A 19,126-nucleotide genomic window follows, 5' to 3' on the forward strand; every position below is an offset into this window, starting at 1 on the left:
GCTTCTGCATCTCCGGCGCAGTAGCAGCCAGCGCGACTCTTAATGTCGGGAGCACGTCGTTTGCCGACACGATCCCGACCGGCTTCACGGCATGGAATGGGTGAGCTGACAGCGGCACAGCAACAGCTATGCCTGTCGTCGGCTCCGTATAGCCGGCTCCAGCGCGCCCGCGTGAGAAAAAGGCCCGCAAGGGCACGCTGCGCGCCGTCTAAACGAATTTTGCCGCTAGGCCGGCAGCATCTTGAGCAGAATGAATTCAAAGAGGAGAAAATGAATGCCCGGCGGACTTCCCGGAATATCGATGGACATGTGCAATGCGAACGACCAGGGCACCGTCACGGCGTCGACGCGCGGGACTGCTGTGACCGGCGGCAATGGGAGTTACGGCTCCTACGCGCAACTGGTTGCTTCTACGCCTTACGACACTTGCGCTGTGTTGGTGTCGTTGCAAAGCAATGCGGGCGTGAATACGGCGGTGCAGAACAGCGTTCGCCTGGCGATCGGTGGGTCAGGATCGGAACAGGTGCTGATCCCCGACCTGATCATACCTTCCCTGTGGGCCGCCTACGATGTTGCGAACTACTTTTTCCCCATTCAGATCAGCGCGGGGACCCGGCTGAGCGCCGCCGGATACTGTTCTGGGGCCACTGACACCGTGTATGCGAACGTGACCCTCTTCGATGGCTCCTTCACCAACGCGGAGGGCTGCGCTGGCGTCGATAGCATCGGTTGGGCATCGGGCCAGGGAACGGCGGTGACTACCGGCGCGGCAAACACCAAAGGCTCGTATGCGCAGCTGACGGCATCCTCAACGAAGGATTATAAAGGCTTTGTCCTGCGAGTGGATAATCAGAACTCCACGGCGTCCTACACCGGCATCGACTCCCTTCTCTTCGACATCGCAATTGGAGGCGCGGGATCTGAGCAGGTCATTCTGCCGAATTATCCGATCGGCCGTCCTAAGCTCTCAACGAACGGGGCTGCAGCAAGCATCACCGGCAGCCCAAGTGCTCATTTCCCAATTCAGATTCCGGCCGGTACCCGCATCGCAGCCCGCGCGCAGAGTATTCTCGCCAGCCAGATCATGGGCGTCACCCTTTACGGGGTCTACTAGTAGCCGATCGATTTACGAGCGCGAACGGATGGAAAAGAAGGCCCGCAAAGGCACGCTGCGCGCGGTCTAAAATGAATTTGCCGCCTGCGGGGTGAAGCAGGCGGCAAACTAACATCAGCTGCCTTGTCGTGAGCGGCTGAAGCCTAAGAAGGGGACTCTGCGGGCGTTTTAGAGGCCCGCCTTCAGCTCTTCGATCGTTTTCTTTTTCTCTTCTGCAAGTGCAGTGATCGTCGCGAGGCGATTGGTTCGGTCATGCCGCTCAACGTACCATTCTCGAAATAGCATCTCGATCAAGCCGATGAGCATTTGAGCTTCTCCGGGCTCGATGCCGACAATCAAGTCGACGTCTTTCTCCATGTGCGCGCCGATATTGCCAACCTTCCGAACGGCATCGATCGCGTCTAAGCTTTCGTGAGTCACGCCACTTGGCGCCGTTCGATCGTCCAGCTTCTTTCGGAGTTCCTTGATTTCTTGATCTAAGGTGGCTTTCGCGATCCCACAGAAATCGCGGATCATTCCTTGAAGGCAGCGTCTCGCCAACGTCGCGCTCGCCTTCGGGCTGAGATCGCGAATTTTGCAAGCTTCCTCATAATCCTCTCGGAGCGCGGCAGGAATATAGGCTGGTTGGGCTCTGAATGAAAACGCCGGCATCAGATCAAACTTATGAATGGCCTTTGGTACGACGAACTCGCCGCCGCTCCTCCACTCTCCCTCCCCAAAACTGACTTTGAGTGTCAGTTCTCTGCAACTTAGATTAGAGCACGCCATCGCAATAGCGGTAATGCCTGGATTGGTGTACTTGCTTTCGAGGATGATGAGCCTGTGATGCTTGACCGAAAGTTGTTGGTCGATGATCGTTTGCGGTCGATCGCAGTGAGGACACACCCAATTTCTACTCACGGCCACTATGGCATTCCTTCAGACGTTGCTGATGATCTTTGAAGCTGAGGCCTAGTTAGGCCGACGAATTCAGCGTGTTGCTGGCTTGAGCGTAATCCACTCGCCATCCTTGAAGTCGAGGGTATCTCCGATTCCCAATATCTGCTCGCGTGTCATTTGCTGACCCGGGCAGTGGGTAGCCAGCGATTTTTCCATCCTCATATCATTGCCCATGTTTTTCTCCGGCACACCGCCGCAAATCTTGCACCGGGAATATCGGATCGGATGAGCTGTGTGCTCGCCCAGGATCTCGATCACAAAGACATGGTCGTAGACCAATTTTGCCATTGGCGCAGGCTGCTCCGGCTGATTCGCGCCAGTATACCCCGGGCGCGCCGAGGCGCCCCAAGAGGGGGTGTTTTTTAACCGCAAATCAGATAGGGTGTCCGTGGCCTTGAACAGCCGGACCAGAGCTATAGCCGCGATCCTTGGTCAGGATGCTCCCGATTGGCGTCGGGGGTGACGGCTGAATGTCACTGTTCTTACAGTGATGACGGACGCAGTTGGCGCTGCGGGTCCGAACGGCCTCTTTGTAGGCCAGGATCGGGCGCCATGTCCAGCCGGGAAACCGGTAAAATCGTCCGGCGAGTCGCTCTGGCTCGTGTTCAAGTCCTGGCTGCAGCGGGCCATCCCCCGCTGTGCGGACCTTGAACAGTCCAAACCCAGAGCATCACCATGAACATCACCACCCTAGAACGGCCAGCGCGCCCCGCTGGCGCGCCAAATCAATGTGGGCTCGCCCTGCAAACCCAGGAGCGGCAAACGGCGCTCCTGACCGTCGCCAGACTCCGCCGCGAGGCATCTGCGGAAATCGAGCGGCTGATCTACTTCCTGGATCAAACCGACACCTACGTCAGCACCGAGTTGGAGGAGGACGGGGACGAGCGCGATGCGGCTTGGCGGGAGGGCCTTATCCGGACGGCACCCAATCCCAACGAGGACGACGAGGACGGCGCCGATGAGGAGCCTAGCTTGGGCTCCCATGAGATCCGGGAGGCCGGCGCGGTTAGCTACTTGCCCAGCTGGAGCCGCGTTGCCGGTCTCGACGTCGAAGAGGAATGCAACGATGAGGGGGTGATGGCATGACCGCGGCAGAGCGAGAATTGGAAGATCACATCCTGCGATGCATCAACGCAGTCCGCGTCGCCTCCGTGGTGATCGATAGCCTTCTGCGAGAGCAGCAGTGCTTGCTGAGACGGGAGCAAGGGCGGATGAGCATGGGGATTTTGCCAGAGCTCATCGAGACCGCGGACTTCGCGTTCTTCGAAATGAAGGGCGATGTGCTGAAGCTGCGCGAGCTTTGGGAAGCGGCAGAAGCGCCAGAGTCGGGTCTCTCTAACGATCGCGGCCAAGTAGAACCGGCTTGAGGCAGACGATCTGGCGACGGTCTAAGTCAAACCGTCGCCAGATTCGCGACGCGCTCGCCTGAAGACTCTAATGTCAACGCGGGCGTTTCGATCGACCGCATAGTGGGGATAATCCAAGTTTTAATGGCGAACGACACGCAACTCAGTCAGTTGTCGCCGAGCCGAGCCTCGTCTGGCGGCGGTGATACTGAACCGCCGCCGGATTCGCTCTCCAATCATGGACGCGCGCCGATGGTCAACTCCAGATCGCGCCTATCAACAGGCTTTCACCCTGAAAACGCGGCGTTTTGTCAATCTCCGGTTTTCCGAATACAAAACCATAAGCATCTGAAAACAATTGATTTTATAGACGCTCCTGAGAAATTCTGTTCATAACATTTGCCGAGACGGCTGCTTTCAGTTGCTTGAGTCTCCCTCCGGGAGCATAGGCTAAATCGTTGTTTTTAAATCGGGTGCCGCAACCAGACTTGAGGTCAAATGTCCCGTGGTGCGCATGCGTTCAAAGAGACGGACTTGGCACGAGCGATCCGCGCGGCGGTGAAGGGCGGCTTGGTGATCGATCGCGTAGAGATCGAGAAGTCAGGGAAAATTGTTGTCGTGCCGAAGTCAGTCGCCGCACCGGTGATGACCAGGGCCGAGGCGTAGATGACCGATCCGCTTCTCACGCCAAGGCAAGCCGCTGCGCTCCTAGGAGTCTCGACGAAGACGCTTCTCGAATATGTGAAGACCGGGGAACTGCATTACATCAACATGGGCCGCGGCACGAAAAAGCGCAGGCGCATGTTCACTGATCTTGACCTCGACGGCCTAGTCGAGCGTCGCCGCCAGCGAGACGGACAATGTCAGTCTACAAGCACAAAGACAGCCCGTTCTACCACTACGACTTCCAACTCAAGGGTGATCGGTTTCACGGCTCTACGGGAGCAAAGAATGAGCGTGAAGCCAAAGCATTTGAACGCGCCCGGCGGGACGAAGCAAAGCGGCAAGTAAGGCCGGCGCAGCGGCTTTCATGTGATCTGGAATATGTCGGCGGTAGGTACTGGACGGAGATCGGTCAGCACCACGCTGGCGCAGACACCACGTTCCGGGACATTGACCGCCTCGTGCAGTACTTCGGACCTTCGAAGTTGTTGACCGAGATCACCGACAACGAGGTAGCCGAGCTTGTTGCATGGCGCCGCGGACATCGCGTTACCCGGCATGGCAAGGGTAAAAAGCGCCAAGAACTCGCTCCGCTGATCGCGCCTGCGACCGTCAATCGCAGCGCCACGGAGATGCTGAAGAAGCTATTCACCCGCGCTAAAGCATGGAAATTCAAGTTCGATGACGAGCCGGAGTGGAAGAGGCATTTTTTGCCTGAGCCGGAAGAAATTCCAAGGGAGCTTCATAGCACTGAGGCAAGCCAGATCGAGGACGCGACGCGCGACGATTATCGTCCCATCTTCGAGTTCACATCTGCATCTGGAATGCGCATGAACGAGTGCTTGTTGCGCTGGTCGGAGGTGAACTGGGACGCTCGGAAGATCGAAAAGAAAGGTAAAGGGGGACGGCGCGTCACCTTCCCGATCACGGCGGCAATCCGCGAAATCTTGTGGCCGCTGCGGGGACATCACGACACGATGGTGTTCACCTACATCGCCAAGCGCACCCGCAAGGGCCAGAACCTGGTCAAGGGCGAACGCTACCCGGTCACCTATTCCGGTCTCAAGTCTGCATGGAAGCGCATCAGGATGGCGTCCGGCGTGACCAGCTTCCGGTTCCACGACTTCCGGCACGACTTCGCAACCAAGCTTCTCCGCGAGACCAAGAACCTGAAGCTGGTTCAGCGAGCCCTCAACCACGCCAACATCAAGACCACGACCAAGTACGCCCACGTTGTCGACGACGATCTCGTGGCCGGCATCGACCAGTTCCAGAAGTCCCGAAGTAAATCCCGAAAACAGACCCGCAAGGCCAGCTAACCCTCTGAAGGTACGAAAGAATGATCCGCCAAGCCTACAATGCTGGGAGACTAGGGGTCGGAGGTTCAAATCCTCTCGCTCCGACCATTTGTTCGTAGACTTGGCTGAGCACGCGCGCGAAAAGCAGTGGCGCTTTGTATGTCCGCGACAAGGCTCCCGCCGCGCGCCCGGCGACAATGAGAGCATCAGAAGTGCCCGACGAGCCGATGACCCTCAAGTTCCGCTGTCCGCCGGGCCTTGAAGACAAATTGCCGCCTCCGGTCCCTGCCAGTTTGGGCTTGCCTGCCTGGTTGAAGGCGATGCCGACGCAGGCCTTCAACGCGATCAATCAGCGCGACGAGGATACGGTCAAGCGGTGTCCTCCGGTCGTCGATGCCATGACGAGCGGCTTCCTGATCCCATTGATGTGCGATGTCAGGTTCGAGAACGGGGAAATTTCCTGGGACAATGACCTGCCAGTCGGTGGTGAACTCGATTTCCCACGCTCGCCCGTTGGATTTCACGACTCGAGTCAGGTCACGGGCTCGCCGTTGTTCGAGCCGGACCGGCTTCTCATCAAGTTTCGTAATCCATGGCTGATCGAAGCGCCGGAAGGCTATTCGGTTCTGTTCATGCATCCGATCAATCGGTTCGATCTGCCCTTCACTACGCTGACGGGCCTCGTCGATTGCGATCGATATCGTGACAGTTGGATCCATTTCCCGGTGCATTGGCACGACGTGAATTTCAACGGCGTGCTCCCGAAGGGGACGCCGATTGCGCAATGTGTGGCGGTGAAGCGGGAAACCTGGGTCGCTCAGACCGCGCCACTGACTGCAGAGGAGATGCGGCGGGTGTTCGAGGTGACGAAGTCGGTCGCGCAAGAGCCTGGCGCCTATCGACGGCAGTTCCGTGCGTGAGCCGTATCACGGCACCTCGCCTTGCAGAAACTTCTTGAGCGCGCTCGGGCGGAAGAAGAAGCGCCCGTGCGATGAATGGACGAGCGTGTAGGCGGCTTGTGCCAGCATTCGAGGGCGGCCGTGTAAGGCCGAACGAAGGCTCGCCTCACCCGCTTCGCGCTCACCCAACTCGAACAGGCAGGCCGCGAGGTTGGCCCGCGCCATGGCATCGTCAGGGCGCAGCGCCAGCGCGAGCCGGTACATCTTCGCGGCTTCGGCATAGTCACCATCCTGGCGCAGCACGCGTGCAAGTAGGGTCGAGATATCGGGACGCCCAGGCGCGGCGTCGTGGGCCTTGACGAGAATCCGTCGCGCCTCAGCGCGCGTATTGCGCTCGAGATGCAGCCGCGCAAGATCCAGTTGTAGGTCGATGCTTTCCGGTGCGAGCGCGAGAGCGTTGCCGATCACCGCGATGGCCTCATCGATGCGCCGATCCTTGGCAAGCTGGCCGGCGAGTTCCTGGAACGCCGGCAGGAAAGGCGGGCGACGCGCTGCGGTACGGCGCAATTGCTCGACGGCTTCCGTGCGACGTCCGGATTCGCCCAAGGCCGCGCCAAGCAGAGTTTCAATGCCCGGATCACTCGTGCGGCGCGCCGCCTTGTCCAAGGGCAGTATGGCCTCCGCTGCGCGGTTCTGAGCGAGCAAGGCGCGGCCAAGAACCCATGTCGCGACGATATCGTTCCGGTTCGTCTTCAAGACTTCGGCTGCAAGCCGCTCCGCCTCGGCGAAATTCTGCATCCGCAGCGCGAGCGTGGCACGCTCGCGCAAATCGGTTTGATGAGGTCCGCGGCTGGGGGGAAGAACAGGGCGCTTCGACACCGGGCTCGCAATCGACGACTATCGAGGCGTCAAGTATGGCTTCGGCCCCGGCGTCGGGCAACCGCTATTCGCCTTCGCGCGGCGACGCCGGATGGGCGGCGTGCGCGTGCGATCATCTTGCGAGCAGTGGCTTAAGGGGAAGGTGTGATTGTCACAAAGAGCGCCGCCGCAATCGGGTCTGGCGCTGTCGATGCCCGCGCGGAAAGACCATGCGGCCCCCGGGGCGTTTCCTCGTTTTTAGTCTTGGTCCGTCGTCTTGGTGTCAGTAGTTTTGCGGGCCTTAGGCGTGGCCCTTGATCTCGTAGCGACCCGGAACGCATTTGTAGCGATCGAGCCGCCAATTGGCGTGGTAGATCGGATGTTCGCCCATCCATTTCGCCAGGGGGGCCTGTGCGCCGATCGCACACTGCATCATCGACATCTCGGGCGTCATGTTGCTGTCGGTCACGATTTCCTCGATGCAACTGCCTGAGCTGGCTGCACTCAGCCGGCAGAGCACGGCAACGACGGTCACGAACATTCCAGTCACCTCATCGGTAGTTTCTGACCACGAAGAGGATGCAAGCGGAGTGCCAGAGCCTGTGACGCAAACAACACGCTGGCCTGGCCGACTCGACCCAGCGTCCGGACTCCATTTGACGATTCGGATTGTAAAAAAATTGCCCATAAACCGAAGCCGGGCAAATACGGGGGAACGGCAGGGGTAAGTCGCAGGGATGATGGATTGTGGGGGCAGCGCCGCGCCGGTGGCGCTTCACAGGCTGCGCGCAGCCGGTAGGCTCGGAAGGACCGTGGGCACCCGCCAAAAGAGCGGGACCGCCACAAGGGATATGGAAACGCGAGGGCAGACCATGAAGGCACGACCGACCGGCGTGATTCCGCCGATGACGACGCCGTTCCGGAAGGATGGCGAGATCGACTACTCCCTCGTGGCGCCCCAGGTCGACTGGATGATCGGCGCCGGCGCGCACGGCGTCGCGGCCGGCGGCTCGACCGGCGAGGGGCACACGCTCGATCACGAGGAATATCGCGACCTGATGGAAGCGACGGTTGCCGCGGTGAAGGGACGCATTCCCGTGATCGCCGGCATCATCGTCGATTCCACGCGCGATGCGATCCGCCGCGGCAAGCTCGTGCGCGACATGAATGTCGCCGCGCTCCAGGTCACGCCGGTGCATTATCTGTTCAAGCCGGACGACGAGGCGATGGTGGCGCATTTCCGCGCCATGGCGGATGAGACCGGCATGCCCATCATCATCTACAACGTGGTGCCGTGGTCGTATCTGTCGCCGGCGTTGCTGACGCGGATCATGACGGAGGTGCCGCTGGTGGTCGGCGTCAAGCAGAGCGCGGGGGACCTGAAACTGTTCGCGGACCTCATGATGATGGCGCCTGACAAGCTGATCTACAGCGCGGTCGATGCGCTGATGTATCCGTCCTACACATTGGGAGCTCATGGCTCGATCGCCGCGATCCTGACCGCGGCGCCGCATGCCTCCGTCGCGCTGTGGGACGCGGTGAAGGCGGGTGACCATCCGCGCGCGCTCGACCTGCACAAGAAGCTGCTGACGCTGTGGAACGCAGTGATCGCCGACAATCTGCCGGCCTGCACGCGCTATGCGCAGACGCTGCAGGGCCTGCCCAGGACTTATCCGCGCGCGCCGATGCCGGAGGCCTCAAGCGCGCAGCAGGCGGCGATCCGCAAGGCGCTGGACGGGCTCGGCGCGTTGAACGGGCCGCGCGTCGAGGCGGCCGAATAGTCCGCGCGCCGAAATAACTAATGAGCATGGCAGCGCCGATCCGCTTTTACCTGCGGATGCGGCGCTGCTACATTTTGTGCGCGCTCCGATGCGCGCGGCGCGAGCTGTGAAGAAACATACCGACAAGGGGAGGGGCCGAAAGTCCCATGAAGGATTTTGCAGGAAAGATCGCCGTCATCACCGGCGGCGGCACGGGAATGGGACGCGAGCTCGCGCGGCAGCTCGTCGCCGAGGGCTGCAATGTCGCGATGTGCGACGTCTCGGAAGCCGCGATGGCCGAGACCAAGCGGCTGTGCGAGGTCGAGAAGCTGCCGCAGGGCCTGCGCGTCACGACCCACGTCGCCGATGTCTCGATCGAGGATCATCTCAAGCGATTCCGCGACGAGCTCGCGGAGCAGCAGAAGACCGATCGGATCCACCTTCTGTTCAACAACGCCGGCATCGGTGGCGGCGGCAGCCTGTTCACCAACACGCGCGAGCAGTGGGAGCGCACCTTCAACATCTGCTGGGGCGGCGTCTATCTCGGCGTCCGCACCTTCCTGCCGATGCTGGTCGCGGCCGACGAGGCCCACATCGTCAACACCGCGAGCGTCAACGGCTTCTGGGCCTCGATCGGCATGAACCAGTCACATACCGCCTACAGCTCGGCGAAGTTCGCCGTGAAGGGATTCACCGAAGCGCTGATCAACGACCTCCGCCTGCACGCGCCGCACGTGAAATGCTCGGTGGTGATGCCTGGCCATATCGGCACCTCGATCGTCTCCAATTCGCGCAAGGTGCAGAGCGCCGACGGCTCGGAGCGGCTCAATGCCGACGAGGTCGCGCTCACCCGCAAGCGCATGGTCGCGGCCGGCGTGCCGGATGCCGACAAGATGTCGGACGAGGACATCCAGGCGGCATTCGCCGAGCGCGCCCGCAGCTTCCTCGAGGACGCGCCGACGACGGCGGCGCAGGCCGCCAGGATCATCCTCGACGGGGTCAAGGCGGAGCAATGGCGCATTCTCGTGGGCGAGGACGCAAAGCGCCTCGATGAGCGCGTTCGTGCTACGCCGGAGCAGGCCTACGAAAGATCCTTCTACGAAAGCTTTACGCAGGAAGTCGGCTGGCGGCTTGGTTGAAGCCGCTTGTCGGGGCCACGCGGCGAGCGCGCCAAAATAGGTATGATGTTCATCATGGCAAGAGGCGCGCAGGCAATTTCACGTGCCACCTCTTGCCAGTTTGCGGCCAGCGTTTCTCGCGTTTTCGGTCACTTATGACGAATTGGAATGTCACGCATGCGAGACGTCCATGCGTTCAAGCGATGGTGATCCCGAACGGCTCTCATTCGGCGCACGGCAGCTTGGTCAGGGAACCAAAATAGTTTACGCAATCATGTGTAAGGCGATGACCAGAGCGTAGCTCCCGATGATACCCGCATGCCTCTCCGACGACTGGATCCTTTGCCCGGAGCGAGAGGATATCTCCGCTGAGTTCACGAGGCTCCTGACCGCGGCCCAGGAGGGCGGCGCCACGATCGCCGAATGCCTGATGATCGCGCGGCAGCTGAAGCGCGGCGAAGACCAGTCCTGGCACCGCGAGTGGAAGAATCTGGCGCAAGCCAATCGGCTTCGTGCCGAGGCCGCGTTCGCTGAAGGCCACAGGGCGACCGCGCAGCGCAACTGGCTCCGCGCCATGAATTACTACAGCGCGGCCGCGATGCCGCTCGATCAGGCGGACGAGCGCCGCTGGGTCGCGGTGCTCGCGATGCAGGATTGCGCCCGCCGCTTCCTCGCCGCGCGCGATCCGGCCGGGGAGGTCATGACGATACCCTGGCTCGACGGCCATTCGTTGCAAGGCTATTTCCTGCCCGCGCACGCGCCATCGGGACGCGTGCGAGCACCGACCGTGATCTGCATCGGCGAGCCCGGCCATCGCAAGGAAGAGTTTCTGTTCAAGCTCGCGCCGCACGCGCGCGAGCGCGGCTTCTCGCTGCTGGCGCTGGACCTGTTCGGCGACCAGCGCGACGATTATCTCGAGGTGCTGTTGCGGCGCCGGGACCTCGAGAGCGCGATTCCGTGCGTCATGGACTATCTGGAGACGTGCAGCGAGGTCGATTTCGAACGCGTCGCGATCGTCGCCGACGGCTGGGGCTCTTCCTTCGTGGCGCGCGCGGTGTTGCAGGAGCCGCGGCTTGCCGCCGCCGTCTGCGATGGCGGCCTGTGGGATCTGCACGAGCGGGCCTTCTTTGCAAGCCGATTCGCGATGAGCGACGTCAGCATCGTTCCGGTGCCGCACGCGCCGCTGATGGCCTCCAGCGCCGACTGTCCGGTGCTGATCACGCTCGGCGAGGACGGCTGGCTCAAGGCTGATCGGGCGCGTCAGATCGTCCAGACGTCCCGGCTCGGCAGTTCGGATGTCATGTTGAAGGTGTTCACCGCGGCCGAAACCGGCGCGGCGCAGGGCCATGCGGACAATCCGAGCCTCGCCAATGAATACATCTTCGATTGGCTCGAGTCGCGGCTCGGCGCCGCGGGGCGCATCTAAGGGCGTCGCCTCAGAAGTCGAGGGTCAGGCGGACGCAGGCCTTTTCGAGACGGGTCTTCAACATCGCGAGCTTGGTGGTGAATTCCGTCAGCTCTTTCTCGTCAAACTCCTGGAAGACGAATTCCCTGATCGTCTTGTACTGCTCGTTGAGGCTCGCCAGGTGCTTCTGCGTCTTCTCGGTCAAGGACAGCCGCACCACCCTCGCGTCGGTCGGCGAGGGGCGACGGCGCAACAGGGCCTTCTTCTCGAGCAGCTTGGACTGGGTGGTGACGAACGACGGGTCGACGTGGAGGAGTTTCGAGACGACGTTGACCGGAATGCCGTCGTCCTTGTCGAGGTCGGAGATCGCCATCAGGATCAGCCATTGCGGGCCGCTGATGCCAAGCGTTCTCGCCCAGAACTGACGCAGCTCCTCCAGATACATGTTGATCGACGATATCTCCCAGGTGAAGCGCCTGATGATATCCAGATTGCCGACGGAGCGGAGGCGCGCCCCTTCTTTCCTCGTCGCTGACACAGCGTCACTCCTGTGGTCTGATTTGTATGCGGCCGGTGTCGTGCAAGCCATAGTCCACGCAAGCCTGCTCTGACGCAAGTGCAGAGCAGGGTAATTTCGTCACTAAAACTACAAAGATGATCAGCTCACGGAATCGCTTCGCAATGGTGTTGCGAACGGGGCACAGGTTTAGTGAAACCACAAAGCTTACCAAATAAGGTATTTTGATTAGTGAACGGCGCAGGCATATTGCGTCGTGACGGTGGGGGGTACTCGATCGTCCCGTTGCAGCTGGTTCGCCCACGTCCCTCGCGTCGAAGCGGGTGTGTGCGCAAAGCGGCCGAGCGGATTTGAAAGGCGGGGATCTGGGGGGCCTCACGGTCCGGTCTTCGCAAAATGAGCAACTTGGAGGTTTTACAATGAAAGTGGTGAAGAGCCTTTTGCTCGGCACTGCGGCGGGTCTGATCGCCGTCGGTGGAGCTCAGGCGGCTGATCTTCCGGTCAAGGCCAAGGCGGTCGAATACGTGAAGGTCTGCTCGCTCTACGGCGCGGGTTTCTACTACATCCCGGGCAGCGACACCTGCATCAAGCTGGGCGGCTATCTGCGTGCCGAAGTGGCGCTCAACGCCGGCGGCAACTACAGCGCCCAGTACAACAATGTCTTCGCGGCGAACAACCGCCTGACGAACTATTACTCGATGCGCGCTCGTGAAGATCTCAACATCGACACGCGCACCGCGACCGAGTACGGCGTTGTCCGCACCTATTTCGATGCGGTCTTCACCTGGACGACCGGCAACTATGTCGGCGCCGGCTCGGGAACGGGTGCCACCCAGTACAGCGGCACGCTCGGCCTCAACGCCGCAGGCACGGGCCTGATCGGGTCCAGCGGCGGCGCAGTGAACGGGACCGACGGCACGACCTCGGGCGGCTCGCTCGGCGTCTACTACGCCTTCATCCAGTTCGCCGGCTTCACCATGGGTAAGGCCGTGTCGCAGTTCGACGCGCCCTGGATCAACTATCCCGGCAACAACTTCGACCAGCTCGTCGGCGGCAGCGGCAGCACCAACGGTGTTGCCCAGTTCACCTACACCGCCGATCTCGGCCAGGGCATAACGGCGATCGTCTCGGCGCAGGACCAGACGCAGGTGTTCCAGACCGCCCTCTGGAATACGGCCGGCATGTCCACCACCGGCGTCCTCGGCGGCGCCTACGGCTCCAACGATCTCGGCGGCACCCGCGCCCCCGATCTCGTCGGCACGCTTCGCGTCGACCAGGCCTGGGGCCTGTTCCAGGCCTCGGTCGCTGCGCACGACAACCACGTCGGCTATTACGGCGCGAGCGAAGCCACCGGCCATCCTGAAGACAAATGGGGCTGGGCCGTCCAGCTGGCTCTGTCGATCAAGAACATCCCGACCGGTGCCGGCGACGTGATCAACATCTCGGGCGTCTACACCGACGGCGCGAGCCGCTACAACTTCCAGGAGTTGGCAGCGACCAGCTACTCGATGTTCGGCGGTTCGGGCGGCGCGTATCAGAGCATCGGCTTTGCCGGCGTGTCTGACGCGGTGTTCGCACCCGGCAGCGGCCTCGAGCTGACCAAGACCTACGGCTTCCGTGGTGCCTACACCCACAACTGGAGCCCGTACTGGAATTCGGCGCTCTATGGTGCGTGGGCTGCCGTCAACTACAGCGGCACGGCCAAGGGCATGATCTGCGGCAGCGCCGCGTTCGCGACCCTGACCGGCACCTGCAACCCGGACTTCAACATCGGCCAGATCGGTGTCATCACCCGCTGGACCCCGGTCAAGAACCTGACCTTCTCGGCTGACTTCACCTACAGCCACCTTGACCAGAAGTACTCGGGCGTGATCACGACGCCGGCGCTCACGAGCGTTGCCAAGCCTGCGGCGGCCTATGAGCTGAAGGACCAGGACACCTACAGCCTGCTGGTTCGCGCCCAGCGCAATTGGTAAGCCTTAGGTCTTCTTACTTGGGTCTTCAGACTTGGGTCTTCAGACTTGAGTTTTCGGATATGACGCAGCCCCGGCGGGACACCGCCGGGGCTTTTTTTTACGAAAGATGGCGTTCGGAAATCCGGCAGCCCGTGCGGGCGGCGAAGACGAGCCATGCGATTCGATCGGCCCAAATTTATTTACTTACCTGAGTTACTAAGCTATATAACTCCCAGCCGATGACGAAAGTTGCGGCTCCAACTTGATGCTAAACCTCCAGAAACCTCCGGCAATGCCCTGCCGGAGGTTTTTCGTTTCGGGACACGGCTCTAGCCGCGCATGACGCGCGCGGAGTTCGGCCGGTAGGCGAGGCGGCTGTGGCCGGCGCAATAGGACTGGCCGTCGGGTGCGGAGTTGCCGCAGAAGCAGAAATCGTCTGCGCCGGGTGTCGAGATCGGCCAGCGGCAGCGCTTCTCGGCAAGCTCGAGCAGCGAGCAGCGATTGGCGTCGTCGATCGGACCGGCGGCCATCGGCGCACCGGTCTCGCCGTAGATCGTGACGAGCATTTCGTATTGCAGGCGCGGCACGGTCCGCGACGTGCGCGAAGGCGCGGAGCCTCTGTCCTGAACCTTGCGCTCGTCGATGGTCCGGCCGCGCGTCAGATTGAGGCGGGACAGCTTGCCGATCACGGCATTGCGGCTGACGCCGATGTCGGCGGCGATCTCGCGGCAGGAGAGGCCGGCCTCGAAGTGCTGCTTCAGCAGTTCGATGCGTTCGTCGGTCCAAGTTTGTGAAGAGGTGGGTGAGAGAACAGGCATGTGTAACGGTCCCAGGTTGCAGATGTCGGCCATCCGCCTCTCGAGATCGGTCCGCCTCACGTTCGGCGCGCGCTCACGTCCTGCCATTGTCGCGAATCGACAAAAGCCCGTCCTTGATGGCGAGACGGATGCCTTCCTCGATCAAGGTACGTGCGACGCCGGGAACGCTGGTGCCGTGGGTGCCCTGTCTCACCAGCTTCTCCAGATAGGTGATGGTCGAGAGCGCCAAGGTTACGGGAATGCGGTCAGTCTCGGCTTTTTCGGTGGCCATGCCTAAACGCTAGCCTCTTACGCGGGTACATAAAAGTTACGATTAAGACTCTATTTAGGTTTGGAGGCAGAAGTCAAATGCAGCCTAGGACGCTTGTTCAGCCCATTGGAATCGCGAGAAAAATCGGCATGACTGGGCACGCCGCGCGAACAGGCCGGCGGCGGCGTGGCCTCGACAGGTCAGGCGAGGGCGGGCGGGCTCAGCCGTGCACGATCGCCTTGTCGATCATGCAATGGATGCCCTTGGAGCCGTTCACGGTCTGGGTCACCCGGAGATCGGCCGCCAGGCTGCACAGCGTATAGGCGTCCTCCCGCGACAAATTGCGCCTCTCGCCGACCAGCACGATCATGTCGCGCAGCGCCCGCACCACGCACTGGTCGAGATCGGGGTCCATCGCCATGGTCATGTAATGCGTCGCCGTCTCGCCGCGGGGATAATCGAGCCTGAGGTCCTTGCGCAGCGTCAGCCGAAAGCGGCCCTGGAGTGCGGTCTCGATCGCGGTGACGCAGACCTCGCCGTCACCCTGCACGCCATGGCCGTCGCCGCAGGAGAACAGCGCGCCCGGGACGAACACCGGCAGGTACAGCGTCGCACCGGCGCCAAGCTCCTTGTTGTCGAGATTGCCGCCCATGGCGCGGGGAACGAGTGAGGAGATGCGGCCCCAGGCGGGAGGCGGCGAAACGCCCATCACGCCAAAGAACGGCTTGAGCGGCAGGTCGAGCCCCCACGGCATGCGGGCGACCATCCGCGACCGATCGAGCGGGATGTTCAGGATGCGCGTCTCGTGGAAATCGTCGGGCAGGGTGCCGGACAGCGGTTTGATCATGTTCCAGCCCCAATCCTGCCGGAGCTGGACGTCGAGGATCTCGACCGCGAGCACGTCACCGGGCAGGGCCCCCTCGACCGCGATCGGGCCGGTGAGGATATGGCCCGGCAGCATCCGCTCGTTCCTGGCGTGAACCTCGTGCATCTCGGGCGGAATGTGAAACTTGCTGGGGTCGGGCAGCAGGTCCGGACCGCCGCTGATTGTGTCGATCGTGACCTCGTCGCCGCTTGCGATGGTGAGGACGGGCTTGAGCGCGGCTTCGAAGAAGCCCCAATGACAGGTCTCGGGGCTGGAATGCAGGTGGTGATGGGTCATTGGCCGCCTCTGGTCGGTTGTCTCTGAGCTTCCCATGAGCGACGGCCGGGCTTGACCAGGCAATCGATCCTCTTCCAAGAAGCTTTCTGAAGATCGACGGGCGGGTCAAGCCCGTGCGCACCAGGCACGATCATTCCAGCGAGGCTCCCCTGCTTTTTGTCCTGTCCAAGACCCTCGGCACCGCGGTGCTGCCGATCAACTTGATGATCGAGCTCGGAATCGTCTCGGTCGTCCTGATGGCGACGCGCTTTGCCGCATTCGGCCGCAAGCTCGCCGCGGCCGCGCTGATCATGCTGGCGCTCGCCGCGTTTTCGCCGCTCGGCAACCTTTTGCTCTATCCGCTGGAGTCGCGTTTCCCGCCGTGGGATCCATCGCGCGGCACGCCCGACGGCATCATCGTGCTCGGCGGCTCGGTCGACACCGATCTGTCGGCGGCGCACCGTACACCGGTCGTGGCGCACGCGGCCGATCGCCTGTTCGCGCCGGCCGAGCTCGCGCGCCGCTATCCGAACACGCGCGTTGTGTTCACCGGGGGCACCGCGAACCTGGTTTCGACGGACGCCCGGGAGGCCGATTACTCTGCGCCGATCCTGGAGAATCTGGGCATCGCGAAGCAGCGCCTGATCCTCGAGCGTGACTCTCGCAACACCTACGAGAATGCCATCTTCACCAAACAATTGGTGGCGCCCAAACCGGGCGAGCGCTGGCTCCTGGTCACGTCGGCCTTTCACATGCCGCGTTCGATGGGGATCTTTCGCAAGGCGGGATTTGACGTCGAGGCCTATCCGGTGGACTGGCGAATGGGCGGGCGAGACGATCTCCTCTCTTTCACCAATGTCGGCGCGGACGGGCTCGGCCGAACCGAGGTCGCCGTGCGCGAATGGATCGGGCTCGTCGCCTACCGCCTGATGGGCCGGACTGGCGAGTTGCTCCCGGGACCGGCGAAGGACTAGAACAGTTCAAGAAACAATAACAACGCCGGCGCGCGACTGCTGGCCGGGAGGACGCCATGCAACAGCAGAGTGCAGACAGCATCGATCTTGCCGGCCTCGTCGCCGATCTCAACACCCTGCTGCGGCTGAAGACCACGGTGATCGGCATGAAGCTGTTCGCGCGCACCGCGGACATGGAGGCAATCCCGAAAATCCGGCGGCCGAACGCGGTCCACACCACCGACCAGATCGTCAGCATGGCGGCGCGTCTGGGCTGGACCGTCGGCATCACCGCCGACGATCTCGTCGGCGCGCAGTGCCGCGCGGTGATCGGCCTCGCACCGCAGGACGAGAAATGGCTCGCTGGCGAAAACTATGTCGGTGTCTGGCACGGTACGGCGGAGGACGCACGCAAGCGCCAGGAGGCGCTGGATGTGGTTCCGTTCGGACACTATCAGGCGCTCGCGGTCAGTCCGCTGGCGAGCGGGCGGCTCGATCCGCCAGACATCTGTCTCGTCTATGCGACCCCCGGGCAGATGATCATCCTGATCAACGGGCTGCAATATACCGGCTACAAGAAGTTCGAATGGGGCGTGGTCGGCGAGACGGCTTGCGCCGATTCCTGGGGCAGGGCGCTTAAAAGTGGTGAGCCCAGCCTCTCCTTGCCATGCTATGCCGAACGGCGCTATGGCGGCGTGCCGGACGAGGAGATGCTGATGGCCCTGAAGCCGGAACATCTCGCCAAGGCGGTTGTGGGCATGAAGGCGCTGGCGAAGAACGGCCTGCGTTATCCGATCCCGCCCTATGGTATTCAAAGCGACGTCCGTGCCGGCATGGGCGTGAGCTACGCGAAGAAGTGAAGTAAAGGCCGACCATGAGCTCTGCGAAATTCGACATCGTCGTCTATGGCGCGACCGGTTTTACCGGCCAGCTCGTCGCCGAATACCTGACCCAGCATTACAAGAGCGACCATTCGCTCAAATGGGCGATGGCAGGCCGCAGCCTCGGCAAGCTGAAATCGGTGCGCGATGCGATCGGCGCGCCCGGGAATACGGCGCTGATCGTCGCGGATGCATCGGATGCTGCTTCGCTGAAGGCGATGGCGGAGCAGACGATGTCGGTGATCACCACCGTCGGCCCGTATCAGCTCTATGGTGAAGAACTGCTCGCCGCCTGCGTCGCCACCGGCACGGATTATTTCGATCTCTGCGGCGAGCCGATCTGGATGCGCCAGATGATCGACAAGTACGAGGCGGCTGCAAAAGAGAGCGGCGCGCGGATCGTGTTTTCGTGCGGCTACGATTCCGTCCCGTTCGAGCTCGGTACGTTCTTCGTCCAGGAGGAGGCCAAACGTGTCTTCGGCGCGCCGGCCCCGCGGGTGAAAGGGCGTGTCCGCGACATGCGCGGCACGCTCTCGGGCGGCACCGCCGCGAGCGCGAAGGCGACCTTCGATGCCGTGGCCAAGGATCTCAGCCTTGTCGCCATTCTCAACGATCATTTTGCGCTGACGCCCGGCTTCACCGGCCCGAAGCAGCCGAAAGGCAACAGGGCGGCCTTCGAGGAGGATCTGCAATCCTGGACCGCGCCGTTCATGATGGCGCTGATCAACACGCGCAACGTTCATCGCTCCAACATGCTGATGGGATTCCCATACGGCCAGGACTTCGTCTACGACGAGATGGTCCTGACCGGTCCCGGCGAAAAGGGCGAGGCCAACGCCAAGCTCGTGATGGCTGCCAATGCGGGCAAGACCGGCCCCGACGCACCGAAGCCGGGCGAGGGGCCGTCGAAGGAAGAGCGCGAAAACGGTCTGTTCGATCTACTCTATGTGGCGATCGCGCCCGATGGCCGCACGGTTCGCGCCGGCGTCACCGGGGACCGCGATCCCGGCTACGGCTCGACCTCGAAGATGATCTCCGAATGCGCCATCTGCATGCTGCGTGACACGACCGACGTCGCAGCCGGCTTCTGGACGCCGGGCGCGGCGATGCAGCACAAGCTGATCAAGCGGCTGGTCGATCACGCCGGGCTGACGTTTGAGGTGGAGAAGTAGAGGCGGCACCTGCCACCATCACGGTGTCATCGTCCGGCT

At 62.1% G+C, this 19,126-nt stretch carries 21 protein-coding genes and 1 pseudogene; 14 read left to right on the top strand and 8 right to left on the bottom strand.

What is annotated here, in order from left to right; translation table 11 throughout:
* The first annotated feature begins 274 nt into the window (after positions 1 to 274).
* Complete coding sequence (locus C7G41_RS24215) at positions 275 to 1,114, top strand: hypothetical protein (protein ID WP_146159798.1); 840 nt, start codon at positions 275 to 277, stop codon at positions 1,112 to 1,114.
* A 168-nt stretch (positions 1,115 to 1,282) separates the two neighbouring features.
* Here C7G41_RS24215 and C7G41_RS24220 read toward each other — a convergent pair whose 3' ends face one another.
* Complete coding sequence (locus C7G41_RS24220; RefSeq protein ID WP_245446670.1) at positions 1,283 to 2,020, bottom strand: DUF4145 domain-containing protein; 738 nt, start codon at positions 2,018 to 2,020, stop codon at positions 1,283 to 1,285.
* Between the two features lie 63 nt (positions 2,021 to 2,083).
* Positions 2,084 to 2,341, bottom strand: coding sequence for a hypothetical protein (locus tag C7G41_RS24225; RefSeq protein ID WP_106944888.1), 258 nt, complete (start codon positions 2,339 to 2,341; stop codon positions 2,084 to 2,086).
* 387 nt (positions 2,342 to 2,728) lie between these two features.
* Here C7G41_RS24225 and C7G41_RS24230 point away from each other — a divergent pair, with 387 nt between their 5' ends.
* The 6 genes and pseudogenes from C7G41_RS24230 to C7G41_RS24250 all read left to right on the top strand — a co-directional run bounded on the left by C7G41_RS24230 (position 2,729) and on the right by C7G41_RS24250 (position 6,280).
* A complete protein-coding gene (locus tag C7G41_RS24230; protein WP_106944889.1) occupies positions 2,729 to 3,139 on the top strand; it encodes a hypothetical protein in 411 nt (136 codons plus the stop codon).
* Positions 3,136 to 3,420, top strand: coding sequence for a hypothetical protein (locus C7G41_RS24235; protein WP_106944890.1), 285 nt, complete (start codon positions 3,136 to 3,138; stop codon positions 3,418 to 3,420). Before C7G41_RS24230 ends, C7G41_RS24235 begins: the two co-directional genes overlap by 4 nt.
* A 513-nt stretch (positions 3,421 to 3,933) precedes the next feature.
* On the top strand, positions 3,934 to 4,065 hold the full coding sequence (locus tag C7G41_RS38805) for a hypothetical protein (RefSeq protein ID WP_306768050.1): 132 nt from the start codon (positions 3,934 to 3,936) through the stop codon (positions 4,063 to 4,065).
* Positions 4,066 to 4,233: pseudogene (locus tag C7G41_RS39035) on the top strand (helix-turn-helix domain-containing protein); the annotation flags it as partial.
* Positions 4,234 to 4,259: 26 nt separating this feature from the next.
* Positions 4,260 to 5,381 carry a site-specific integrase gene (locus C7G41_RS24245; RefSeq protein ID WP_106944892.1) on the top strand — a complete coding sequence of 374 codons (1,122 nt, stop codon included), beginning with the start codon at positions 4,260 to 4,262 and terminating at the stop codon, positions 5,379 to 5,381.
* Positions 5,382 to 5,587: 206 nt separating this feature from the next.
* Positions 5,588 to 6,280 carry a hypothetical protein gene (locus C7G41_RS24250; protein ID WP_106945045.1) on the top strand — a complete coding sequence of 231 codons (693 nt, stop codon included), beginning with the start codon at positions 5,588 to 5,590 and terminating at the stop codon, positions 6,278 to 6,280.
* A gap of 6 nt (positions 6,281 to 6,286) precedes the next feature.
* On the opposite strand, the gene C7G41_RS24255 is transcribed toward C7G41_RS24250, so the two are convergent.
* Both C7G41_RS24255 and C7G41_RS37940 read right to left on the bottom strand, forming a co-directional pair.
* The gene (locus C7G41_RS24255) at positions 6,287 to 7,087 is read right to left on the bottom strand and encodes a tetratricopeptide repeat protein (RefSeq protein WP_306768051.1); all 801 of its coding nucleotides are present in this window, start codon (positions 7,085 to 7,087) and stop codon (positions 6,287 to 6,289) included.
* Between the two features lie 331 nt (positions 7,088 to 7,418).
* Positions 7,419 to 7,658, bottom strand: coding sequence for a hypothetical protein (locus tag C7G41_RS37940; RefSeq protein ID WP_007603449.1), 240 nt, complete (start codon positions 7,656 to 7,658; stop codon positions 7,419 to 7,421).
* A 331-nt stretch (positions 7,659 to 7,989) separates the two neighbouring features.
* Here C7G41_RS37940 and C7G41_RS24265 point away from each other — a divergent pair, with 331 nt between their 5' ends.
* From C7G41_RS24265 to C7G41_RS24275, 3 genes are all read left to right on the top strand, one after another.
* Positions 7,990 to 8,898: a dihydrodipicolinate synthase family protein gene (locus C7G41_RS24265; protein ID WP_106944895.1), complete on the top strand. Its 909-nt coding sequence runs from the start codon at positions 7,990 to 7,992 to the stop codon at positions 8,896 to 8,898.
* A 146-nt stretch (positions 8,899 to 9,044) separates the two neighbouring features.
* The gene (locus C7G41_RS24270) at positions 9,045 to 10,016 is read left to right on the top strand and encodes an SDR family oxidoreductase (RefSeq protein ID WP_106944896.1); all 972 of its coding nucleotides are present in this window, start codon (positions 9,045 to 9,047) and stop codon (positions 10,014 to 10,016) included.
* 286 nt (positions 10,017 to 10,302) lie between these two features.
* Positions 10,303 to 11,421 carry a S9 family peptidase gene (locus C7G41_RS24275; protein ID WP_106944897.1) on the top strand — a complete coding sequence of 373 codons (1,119 nt, stop codon included), beginning with the start codon at positions 10,303 to 10,305 and terminating at the stop codon, positions 11,419 to 11,421.
* 10 nt (positions 11,422 to 11,431) lie between these two features.
* Here the strand turns inward: C7G41_RS24275 and C7G41_RS24280 are convergent, their stop codons facing one another.
* The gene (locus C7G41_RS24280; RefSeq protein WP_199198576.1) at positions 11,432 to 11,938 is read right to left on the bottom strand and encodes a MarR family winged helix-turn-helix transcriptional regulator; all 507 of its coding nucleotides are present in this window, start codon (positions 11,936 to 11,938) and stop codon (positions 11,432 to 11,434) included.
* Between the two features lie 398 nt (positions 11,939 to 12,336).
* Between C7G41_RS24280 and C7G41_RS24285 the strand changes: the two genes are divergently transcribed.
* Positions 12,337 to 13,893, top strand: coding sequence for a porin (locus C7G41_RS24285; protein ID WP_106944899.1), 1,557 nt, complete (start codon positions 12,337 to 12,339; stop codon positions 13,891 to 13,893).
* A 308-nt stretch (positions 13,894 to 14,201) separates the two neighbouring features.
* On the opposite strand, the gene C7G41_RS24290 is transcribed toward C7G41_RS24285, so the two are convergent.
* From C7G41_RS24290 to C7G41_RS24300, 3 genes are all read right to left on the bottom strand, one after another.
* Positions 14,202 to 14,690, bottom strand: coding sequence for a GcrA family cell cycle regulator (locus C7G41_RS24290; RefSeq protein ID WP_199198577.1), 489 nt, complete (start codon positions 14,688 to 14,690; stop codon positions 14,202 to 14,204).
* Positions 14,691 to 14,763: 73 nt separating this feature from the next.
* Positions 14,764 to 14,961: a hypothetical protein gene (locus tag C7G41_RS24295; protein WP_007603456.1), complete on the bottom strand. Its 198-nt coding sequence runs from the start codon at positions 14,959 to 14,961 to the stop codon at positions 14,764 to 14,766.
* 199 nt (positions 14,962 to 15,160) lie between these two features.
* Positions 15,161 to 16,102, bottom strand: coding sequence for an acetamidase/formamidase family protein (locus C7G41_RS24300; protein WP_106944901.1), 942 nt, complete (start codon positions 16,100 to 16,102; stop codon positions 15,161 to 15,163).
* A 203-nt stretch (positions 16,103 to 16,305) separates the two neighbouring features.
* Between C7G41_RS24300 and C7G41_RS24305 the strand changes: the two genes are divergently transcribed.
* Genes C7G41_RS24305 through C7G41_RS24315 form a run of 3 tightly spaced genes read left to right on the top strand, consistent with a single transcriptional unit; the run spans position 16,306 to position 19,087 of the window.
* Positions 16,306 to 17,055, top strand: a complete 750-nt coding sequence (locus C7G41_RS24305; RefSeq protein WP_199198596.1) for a YdcF family protein — start codon at positions 16,306 to 16,308, stop codon at positions 17,053 to 17,055.
* 56 nt (positions 17,056 to 17,111) lie between these two features.
* Complete coding sequence (locus tag C7G41_RS24310) at positions 17,112 to 17,894, top strand: DUF169 domain-containing protein (protein WP_106944903.1); 783 nt, start codon at positions 17,112 to 17,114, stop codon at positions 17,892 to 17,894.
* A 14-nt stretch (positions 17,895 to 17,908) separates the two neighbouring features.
* Entirely contained in the window at positions 17,909 to 19,087 is a 1,179-nt protein-coding gene (locus C7G41_RS24315) for a trans-acting enoyl reductase family protein (RefSeq protein ID WP_106944904.1), read from the top strand.
* Positions 19,088 to 19,126: the final 39 nt, after the last annotated feature.

This window comes from Bradyrhizobium sp. MOS002, from assembly GCF_003020115.1.
Classification (GTDB): domain Bacteria; phylum Pseudomonadota; class Alphaproteobacteria; order Rhizobiales; family Xanthobacteraceae; genus Bradyrhizobium.